Annotated in this window: 8 protein-coding genes; 5 read left to right on the forward strand and 3 right to left on the reverse strand. The window is 49.0% G+C overall.

Annotated elements, in window-relative coordinates; genetic code table 11:
* The first annotated feature begins 12 nt into the window (after nucleotides 1–12).
* Nucleotides 13–828: a potassium channel family protein gene (locus FTO68_RS03760; RefSeq protein ID WP_255332035.1), complete on the forward strand. Its 816-nt coding sequence runs from the start codon at nucleotides 13–15 to the stop codon at nucleotides 826–828.
* Between the two features lie 4 nt (nucleotides 829–832).
* Here FTO68_RS03760 and FTO68_RS03765 read toward each other — a convergent pair whose 3' ends face one another.
* Complete coding sequence (locus FTO68_RS03765) at nucleotides 833–2,509, reverse strand: sensor histidine kinase (protein ID WP_255332036.1); 1,677 nt, start codon at nucleotides 2,507–2,509, stop codon at nucleotides 833–835.
* 193 nt (nucleotides 2,510–2,702) lie between these two features.
* Between FTO68_RS03765 and FTO68_RS03770 the strand changes: the two genes are divergently transcribed.
* From FTO68_RS03770 to FTO68_RS03785, 4 genes are all read left to right on the forward strand, one after another.
* Nucleotides 2,703–2,834 (forward strand): hypothetical protein, encoded by a 132-nt coding sequence (locus FTO68_RS03770; protein WP_255332037.1) that lies wholly within the window; start codon nucleotides 2,703–2,705, stop codon nucleotides 2,832–2,834.
* A 204-nt stretch (nucleotides 2,835–3,038) separates the two neighbouring features.
* Nucleotides 3,039–3,332: a hypothetical protein gene (locus FTO68_RS03775; protein ID WP_255332038.1), complete on the forward strand. Its 294-nt coding sequence runs from the start codon at nucleotides 3,039–3,041 to the stop codon at nucleotides 3,330–3,332.
* A complete protein-coding gene (locus FTO68_RS03780; RefSeq protein ID WP_255332039.1) occupies nucleotides 3,319–3,492 on the forward strand; it encodes a hypothetical protein in 174 nt (57 codons plus the stop codon). The genes FTO68_RS03775 and FTO68_RS03780 overlap by 14 nt, the downstream gene beginning before the upstream one ends.
* Nucleotides 3,493–3,723: 231 nt before the next feature.
* Nucleotides 3,724–4,611, forward strand: a complete 888-nt coding sequence (locus FTO68_RS03785) for a DMT family transporter (RefSeq protein WP_255332040.1) — start codon at nucleotides 3,724–3,726, stop codon at nucleotides 4,609–4,611.
* A 47-nt stretch (nucleotides 4,612–4,658) separates the two neighbouring features.
* On the opposite strand, the gene FTO68_RS03790 is transcribed toward FTO68_RS03785, so the two are convergent.
* Together FTO68_RS03790 and FTO68_RS11925 are read right to left on the reverse strand one after the other, a co-directional pair.
* A complete protein-coding gene (locus FTO68_RS03790) occupies nucleotides 4,659–5,225 on the reverse strand; it encodes a hypothetical protein (RefSeq protein ID WP_255332041.1) in 567 nt (188 codons plus the stop codon).
* 84 nt (nucleotides 5,226–5,309) lie between these two features.
* A complete protein-coding gene (locus FTO68_RS11925) occupies nucleotides 5,310–6,422 on the reverse strand; it encodes a cache domain-containing protein (protein WP_255332042.1) in 1,113 nt (370 codons plus the stop codon).
* Between the last annotated feature and the right edge of the window lie 125 nt (nucleotides 6,423–6,547).

A 6,547-nucleotide genomic window follows, 5' to 3' on the forward strand; every position in this document is an offset into this window, starting at 1 on the left:
TTTTTCTATAGCATGAAAACCGGCAATAAACAGTTCCCTCTGAATCTTCTGGTTCTGGTGCTGGTATTCATCATCGGATCTGTCGGCCTTGCAATCCTTGAAGGCCTCTCATTTGTTGATGCAATCTACTTCATCATCGTAACGGTGGCAACAGTCGGGTATGGTGATATTGTCCCCACAACAGATGGGGGCCGTTTTCTGGTGATGGTGATCATCCTTGCGGGGGTTGGGACATTTCTAACGGTTGTTGCCTACATAATTGAGCAGATGATCGCAAGAAATGATCTCAGATCCAGGCAGAGGAAGGTTAGGATGATCATTGGGGTCTTCTTCTCGGAAGTCGGTGTTCCGATGATTCAACTCTTCAAACCGGGTGCTCCATCTTTTCTGCATAATGACGAGCTCCTTGTGAAGGATGGCTGGGACAAAAAACAGTTTCTTGCCGCACGGAAGAGCCTTTCCGGCTGTTCCTGTAACGTTGATCTGATGAAGATTGATCGGGTTGCCCTGGGTTGTTTCCTTTCAGAAAAGCGTGGCTTTATGATACAGCTCCTCCAGCATCCGATGCTCTTTGATGATGAGCCATTCTCGGATATGATCGCCGCGATCTCGCATCTTCAGGAGGAACTCTCGGCACGGCGGGATCTGGTGCATCTCTCCAAAAACGATGCCGCTCATCTGTCACGCGATTGCGAACGGGCATATTGCCAGCTCTTGACCGGGTGGCTTGAGCATATGGAGTACCTAAAGGATCATTATCCATATCTCTTCTCACTCTCAGTAAGGACAAATCCGTTTGATCCGGATGCATCTGCCGAGATTGAATGAGTATTCAGGGATGATAGCGGTACGCGTTCTTTGGGATCATAATCTCAAAGCGTGCCCCTTCCTTGTAGGTACCGGTTTCGCTGATCGTCATTCCTGTAATTGAGAGTATCTCGCGGATCAGATAGAGCCCAAGCCCCATCTTGCTTCCCCTAATATGCGAGAAGATCCGTTCTTTCATATCATCTGGAATACCAATACCGTCATCCTCAACAGTCAGCACTCCGTATTCTTGAGCCTCGTGAAATGAGATGGTTATTCGTGTTGCCCTCTCCCCGTGAATAATAGTATTATGGAAGAGGTTTGAAAAGACCTTCAGGAGAAGAGGATCTGCATAGATCTCAAGATCGCCGGTCCCCACCACAAGAGTGATCTCCCCGGTAATAATGTCCTGTTCGGCCCACCGTGCTGTCGTTTCAACATGTTGCCAGGCAGGTTCCTGGGCACCGAGATTCTGATAATCTGCTGTGAAGGTGATCTGTCTCTGAATAGTCCTGACAGCATCAGTTAGTTTTCCCATGTAGGTCAGAATCTCAGGATCATTGGAAATCTCCTCCTGAATAATGGATCCATAGCCGAGGATGGCGGTGATCTGGTTTAAGATATCATGCCTTGTGATCGAAGAGAGGAGATTGAGCTTTTTGTTTGCTGCCTCAAGGCTCCTGCGTGCCCTGTATAAGTCCGTTATATCCCTGATGAAGATGGTGGTGCCGATTGTTGTCCCATTCTTACTGGTAAGTGGCTCTGTTCGTACCTCATATATCTCGTCCCCATCATCACGATGGATGAGGTGGGAATGTTCCATATCATGCATCCCCCACCGCTTGAGAATATTCATGCCATCAGTTCCTTCAATCTCTGCTAATGTACTGCCGACGACGATTGTGGCAGCACGGTTCATATCAACAACCCGGTTGTTCCCGTCAAGGACAATTAAACCGTCACTCATCGTTTCGATGACCGTTTTCCGTGCAAGAGGAACGATTCTGAAGAGGCCCAGGTTTGTATTGCCACTGATAATGAGCAGGGAGATTGTGAGAAGGAGTGCAAACGGCGTCAGATCAATGCCGGGAAACGGGTCGAGCCGAAAAAGGTACAGCAGATTGAACACAATGGGGACGATGATTCCGATGAACAGGAGAAATAGCTGCTCGCGGACCCGGGGCGTGCTTGCGGTGTACCGGTAGATCAGGATGCAGATTGAGCATGCGATCAGAAAGTAGGAGTATAGGGTATGCAGCGGATAGAGCGGGCCGTATGTGACTTCCCAGACGATTGTACCAAGCTCAAACTGTTCAGTAACTCCGGAGTAGAAGAGGCCGTGGATGCTGTTTGTACCGACGAGGATGATGTTTATGATCGGGATGATGAAGAGTATCGCGGCCCTCTGTGTGGTTGCAAACCACCGGATGCCGGTAAAGGCGCAGGCTATGAGGAAGAATGTGACCGGGATCCCTGATAATCCGATGAATGAGATGGTGGTGATCACAAGCTGTGATCCCGGATCAGCTGCCATATAGATGCAGGCATCCCCAAAGGCCCAGATGGATGCAAGTACCATAAAAAGCGTAACAGGTCCTCTCAGCTGCTCGTTCCATGTCAGACGAAGATGATATGCCGATATGGCACATATGATGGCAATGATCAGGAGAACCGGGGTGAGGATGGAGAACTGGAGGATCATAACTCTGTTTTGTCTGATTGATGTTTATAAATAAAAAGGTTCTTCGTATTTCCTTCTTTGCAGTTGAATGAGAAGGGGATTTTAGCGATTCCTGAGAAAAGATGAATTCAGTATAGTAAGATTAATATTACTTTTATTAAATAAATTTAATGGTGGAATAGATATATATTCCTGCTGTGTTAAGTAGGGAGTGGTGAACGCTATGTCCTGTTCTGAATATGCCCGCCTGGAACCGGCAAAGGTTGCAAAGATTGAACAGCTTGAAGATGAACTCGGGGTTATCCTCCTTGCCCACGAGAAGCAGACGCCAGTTGCGTCACTCTGACCAGCGGATCTGGAAGAACTCCGTGCAATCGAAAAGAAGATGGGTGTCGTGCTCGTCGCGTATGCATAATGTGAACGACCAACCATCTGTTATCCGGGAGAGAAGATCCATCCTCTCTCTTTGATATCTGGTACTACCAGTAATAGATCCCGACCGTTCCTTCTGTGGAGAGCCGTTTCTGCTGACCATATGGCTCAATGACGAATGCAATCCCCTCATCCGCTGGGAAATGTCTATCTTGAGACCGGAATGAACGACTACGGTCTCTTCATCGAACTGAATAATGGAGTGCATTCGAATCCGACTGATTATATGGATCGCCAGAACACAGCCTCTGTGCTTATAGATGTATTGAGAGAATACCGTGATGTCGACGAAGTGGTTCTGATGCTGCAGGGTATCCCGGCGGATCTGTCGTACACCTCCATATTGCAGATCACGCAAAAGCAGTCTCGCTTGAGCGGGGACTTTCGATGCCAGAGTCTTGGATCCGGATGACGAGGGGCTCATTATTGCGGTCAACCATTTCATTCCTCCCTATCCGCCGGAATGGAGCACCTGGATTCGGCCGCCACGAACCGCAGAAGATGATCCGAGATACGGCAATATGCTTGCTCTTGCAGAGTCCACAGCGTTTAGGGGCCATTTCACTCAGTAACTGATGCAGGAATACCTGGTGGTTCCGATAGAAGAAGGCGGTGCATATCATGCCGGAACCGTGTTTCAGGTTGTTGCGGTTCCAAAGACAAAAGACTATCTGGCTGCATGCCTGTGAGTAGGCGGACTGGGAAGAGGTGCCTCTGGCCTCCCTTCCCGGATAATGTTCACCCTGCAATAACAGGTACATTCATCCTCTCAGGGGAGAAGAGGAGTATATCCAGGTTTTCGTATGTTCTGGTTCCTCTTCGCACTCGGGGGTGCCGTCTCCCAGGCAGCCTATGCCGGCATGGTGAAACGTCTGCTCACAGAGAAGCAGATCTATCCGCTGGCAGGCTATTCGTTCCTCTCTGCCTCTTTTTTTCTCTTCGCAATCGTCCTTTTTGTGGGCATTCCGGTAACGGGGGCGGGTCTTGCTCCTGCGGTCCTTGGAACCGTATTCATCAACATCATCGCAACCATTCTGCTCTACCGGGCACTCACCAGAAGCGATCTCTCTCTCTGTGTCCCTATGCTGGCATTCACCCCGGTTTTCCTCCTCGTAACATCTTTTTTGATCCTTGGGGAAGTCCCACAACCTGCTGGTGCCATCGGGATGGTACTCGTTGCAGCCGGGGCATATATCCTTCATCTCGATCCGGTTGAGAGAGGACCTGCTGCGCTTGCAACACCATTTCGCAGGCTCTTTTCGGACCGGGGGGTGCAGTCGATGCTCGGTGTCGCCTTCCTCTTCTCAATCTCGGTGAACTTTGACAAGCAGGTTGTCGAGAACTCCGATCCCTTCTTCGGATCGGTGCTCGTCTTCCTCCTGCTTGCTCTGGCGTTTTTATCTCTTTCCGCCCTTGACAGGAGAAGGAGGAAGGATGCTGTACCTGCAACGCCTCTTCGTCTCCTCCTCGCCTATCCGGCGGTAGGGTTTGTGCTTGTATGGGAGATTGTCTTAATCAACCTCGCCTACACAATGGCAATTGTTCCGTATGTGATCAGTGTCAAGCGGCTTGCGATTGTCTTCTCGGTACTGTTTGGTCTCCTGATCTTTCATGAAGAATTCAGCTGGGGAAGAATACTGGGGGCGATCATCATGGTAGCCGGTGCCGGAATGATCGCAGTGTTTGGATAAATCGAGAAAAAAATTTGCTCAAGTGATATGCATATTCCTATGGCAGATCACCTTCTTGCGCAGATCAGAGCCAGAGCAAGCCCTGTGATGACCAGAATCCACCCAAATCCCGGTGCACCAGGTGTCTTTTGAACTTCCTCATCTCTTGATGAAAGGGGAATGGAAGAAGGGATTTTCGTGGATGTATCAGGGATTATCTGTGCCTCTTCCAGGAGCAAAAACTGCATCTGCATCTGCTGGCCGGTCTCTACCGACTCGATTGTGACCAGGTACTCATCAGGCATAAATCCGGATGAGTCAAAGGTAAATGACCAGATATTTCTGCCCCCCTCTTCGACGACGGTCGCCACACCGGAGGTTCCGGAGAACCCGGATGGTCTTTCTTTGGCAGTTGGTTGGAATGAGAGGGATACAATTGTGATGGTCAGTTCATTCCCGGCAGCCAGATTTGTCGTCCCGGAGATCTGGATCATCTCTCCCGTCGTGTAGGTATCCATTTGAGTACCATTGTCGGCTGCTGAGCCTGTGGATGCCAGAAAGAGGCAGATGAACATAAGGATAAGCGCATCTCTTCTCCCTATGCATGTCTTTTGGGAGAGTACCGGGGAAGTCATCTTACATCCAGTCTCTCTCTGTCTCTGCATGCATAAAAAAAGTGCTGGTAATTTGTGAATTGAGTCAGTTCCCATCCTGCCTGCTCACAGGCCGGGGGTATACAACCCGCTCACAACGATGTACTGGTTGCCATCGCTCCCCTCAACAAGCCTGAAGTACGCTGATTTTTGGTATATGCCTGTTTTTTCGGGGATCATCCAGATGTAATCCACCCAGCCTGAACCATCTGTAAGGGCGATTTGTTGGATCTGATCACGGTACGGTGTGCCTGCAATGTCGGTCTTTCCTTTTCTGTTCACCCCGATAAGGAGCGGGTTATCTGCTTCAGCAACAATTGTAAGACCGGTATCATAGACAAAGACATAGAGTGCCCTGTTCTCACTGTCCCAGAACGGGTGTTCACCAGCATTGATCCGGGTGATTGTGCCGGGCGTATCCCTCTCTATCTCGCCAGCAGTAAACTCCACCAGTTCTGTCACTTCTTCTGTAGTTACAGGTGGATCCTGTATGGATGAAACTCCGGCATATCTGTACAGTATACGCTGGTATTCGGTTACACCAGTCTCATCTGGTGCATACCTGACGGTGTCAAGCGCAGCCTGGAATGCATCCACGACAGTATCGGGTGTCTCTTTATTGAAGGCATAGTAGAGGTCATGGGAGTTGAGTGTGTATATGGCTTTATATGAGTCCGTGCTGCCGGTTATCTCCTGGATGAAGTGTCGCCCGGCAAGCTCACCATAACACCAGAAGTCAATTATCCCTTCCTGTGTCATCAGAATAAGGCCTTCTACATCTCCTGTGGGATAGATATTATCCGGATTTACACCAATTGCAAGAAGCTGTTCATATGCTGCATCTCCCTGAATAACTCCAATCTGATAGTTGTTCAAATCCTCTGGAGCGGAGATCGTACGCGTTTCTCCCTGCACAGCAAAGATCACTTTCTGTTCTGAGATAATTGGTCCTGCCCATTTGAAATCATCTTCCCTCTCTGGAAGACGGATTGTGCCGAAGATGACGGTATTCTTCTCTGATAACGCTTTATCATAGGCATATGCCCATAACCGTACCTCGATCTGGTCTGATCGGATAGGATCTTTCATCTCCTCATATGCTGCGTACAGCAGATCTACTGAGATGCCCTTTGCCACGCCGTCCTCCAAATAATTGAAGGGGGGATAGTTTTCTGTCACCTAAGTTTGCCACTTTGGGTTCAGCCACCCAGTGACAGCATTCACTACCGTGATCTATTTTTTCCAGAATTTCATCAGGAAACAGTATTTGACAGTTGATGATTTTCCTATCAAAAATTCATGTA

It is taken from the genome of Methanocalculus taiwanensis (genome assembly GCF_024372745.1).
Taxonomy (GTDB): domain Archaea; phylum Halobacteriota; class Methanomicrobia; order Methanomicrobiales; family Methanocorpusculaceae; genus Methanocalculus; species Methanocalculus taiwanensis.